General features: G+C 35.5%; 3 protein-coding genes. All 3 read left to right on the top strand.

Features of this window, described 5'->3' with window-relative positions:
- The coding region (locus F6K18_RS36055) for a hypothetical protein (RefSeq protein WP_287528167.1) at positions 1 to 286 on the top strand (286 nt) is incomplete at its 5' end.
- A gap of 12 nt (positions 287 to 298) precedes the next feature.
- On the top strand, positions 299 to 838 hold the full coding sequence (locus F6K18_RS36050; protein ID WP_287528166.1) for a caspase family protein: 540 nt from the start codon (positions 299 to 301) through the stop codon (positions 836 to 838).
- Positions 839 to 925: 87 nt separating this feature from the next.
- The coding region (locus F6K18_RS36045) for a GUN4 domain-containing protein (RefSeq protein ID WP_287528164.1) at positions 926 to 1,771 on the top strand (846 nt) is incomplete at its 3' end.

The raw sequence follows: 1,771 nt of genomic DNA, 5'->3' as shown, positions 1-1,771 counted from the left end.
GTCGGAAATTAAAGAATTTGATGGCGTACAAAATGTAGATTTAATGCCAATAGAAAAAGCCGAACCTAATGCTAAAAGTATCGGTGGTTTTTTAGTAGGAATTCTCACTGCAGAAATTAATGCTAAAAATCTTAAAGCTTTGGTTGGATATTTGGGCGATCGCCTCTCTGGTAAGACTGTTAAAATTAAGGCTGAAGGTAATGGTCGAAAGATAGATATTGAAGTTGTTAATCTGGAAGATTTGAAAAAAGTTTTGGCAGAAGTAGATGATTTTTTGAATGCTTAAGGAGATTTTTTCATGGCAAAAATAGCTCTATTAATTGGAGTTAGTGAATACCTCCCAGAATTTCCTGCTTTGCCTAGTGCGGTTAAAGATGTTGAGGCAATGAAGGAAGTTTTAGGTAATTCGGAAATGGGAGGTTTTGATGAAATTACAGTGTTGAAAAATTCTAATCGTCAACAGATAGAAGAGGCTATTTATGATTTGTTTGCTGACCGGGATAAGGATGATGTTTTACTATTTTATTTTTCTGGTCATGGAGTGAAAAGTCGAGAGGGTCATTTATTTTTAGCTACTCCTAAAACTCGCAAAGGTCAACGGGGAATTGTTACGCCTACTGCTGTAGCTGCTAGTGTTCTACAAGGTCAAATGAATGATAGTTTTTCCCAACGTCTGGTTGTGATTCTTGACTGTTGTTATAGTGGCTCATTTACTAAAGGAATGACTGCTAAAGGGGATGAAAATATAGATATTCAAGCAGAATTAGGGGGTAAAGGTACGGCGATTTTGATGTCTTCTAGTGCTGTTCAAAGTTCTTTTGAGTCGGAAGGTTCGTAATTATCTATTTATACAAAATATCTAGTAGAAGGTATTAAAACTGGAGCGGCAGATACGGATAATAATGGCAAAATTTCAGCGGATGAATTGCATCAATATGTGAGTGAAAAGGTACATGAAGAATCTCCGGCAATGACTCCTCAATTTGAACCTGTGAAGGAAGGTTATCGAATTTATTTAGCAAGTTCTCCCCAAGACGATCCGAAATTAAAATTTCGTCGAGAAGTGCAAGAAATATTGCATAAAAATAATGGCGAAATAAGTTCAGTTAATCATAAATATTTGGAGTATTTGTCTAATAGTCTAGGATTATATCGGCAATTTGAAGAAATTATAACTGAGGAAAAGCAGCCTTATGTTTTGTTTAAAGATAAGTTGAAAGATTACGAGAGTGCTTTTAATTTAGCAGTTGAAGAAAGTTATCCTTTGACGGCAAATAATCGCGAAACTCTCCAAAAGTTTCAGTTGCTTTTAGGGCTGAGAGATGAGGATGTTGCAGATATTGAGAAACGATTTTCAACTGATTTATCAGGACTAGGATTGGAAATTTTTACCACTACAAAAATTATTAAAAATAGCACTCAAAATGATGAAATAAAATTACTTTCTGACAAAAATGTAGACTATACAAAACTCCGCAACTTTCTAGCAAATGGGGAGTGGAAAGAGGCAGATATGGAAACAGCTCGTTGTATGTTGAAAGTTGCGGAGCAAGAGGAACAAAGATATCTAAAGATAGAAGATATAGAAAATTTCCCTTGTACAGACCTCCGCACAATTGACCAACTTTGGGTAAAATATAGTGATGGTAAATTAGGCTTTTCTGTGCAGAAGAAAATTTATCAGAGTTTGGGTGGAACAAAAGAGTATAATCGAGAGGTATGGGAAAAGTTTGGAGAGCAAGTAGGATGGAAAAAAGGAGACAAATGGTTG

Source organism: Okeania sp. SIO2C2, from assembly GCF_010692625.1.
Taxonomy (GTDB): domain Bacteria; phylum Cyanobacteriota; class Cyanobacteriia; order Cyanobacteriales; family Microcoleaceae; genus Okeania; species Okeania hirsuta.
This window is presented reverse-complemented; position numbering and strand designations above follow the sequence as displayed.

What these genes read in the sequence shown, in the direction of transcription:
- F6K18_RS36050 (WP_287528166.1), top strand. Translation starts at nt 299, where the DNA reads ATGGCAAAAATAGCTCTATTAATTGGAGTTAGTGAATACCTCCCAGAA.